Source organism: Mesorhizobium sp. M5C.F.Ca.ET.164.01.1.1 (assembly GCF_004792125.1).
Classification (GTDB): Bacteria; Pseudomonadota; Alphaproteobacteria; order Rhizobiales; family Rhizobiaceae; genus Mesorhizobium; species Mesorhizobium wenxiniae.
Genome location: NZ_SRTG01000252.1, coordinates 1 through 357 on the forward strand (window position 1 = coordinate 1; position 357 = coordinate 357).

The 357-nt window shown below is 59.4% G+C and carries 1 protein-coding gene; it reads left to right on the forward strand.

All coding sequences use genetic code 11. The features are described from left to right. Window positions 1-357, forward strand: a 357-nt coding sequence (locus EN807_RS33350; protein WP_135938003.1) for a hypothetical protein, incomplete at both ends; no start/stop codon positions are given.

The window sequence follows — 357 nt, forward strand, 5'->3', positions numbered from 1 at the left end:
TGGCCATCGCGCGATTCCCATGACGAGGCAAACCGGCTGGCGCTGGAGCATATTGCCGCCGAAACAGGTCTCGCATTTCAGTCGGTGGAGATGCGGTCGGTCTTGCGTCTTATAGATGTCACCGAGTGGACGTCAGGCTGGCAGGACAATTTGCTCGAAGGGGCAAAGACCCTCAAGAATGCGTCCGAGGTTCTAGCGACCGCACTCGACGCCTTCCTGGTGAGCATCGGCCTGCGCGCCAAAGGCGACGCGTCAAAAGCGGAGCTCGAAGCGCTGCGAAAACTAGCAGCGGCACTCCAGGACAGTGCCGGCTATGACGTCAGCATTGTCTTTGATCGAGATTTCGCCCAGTTGCGG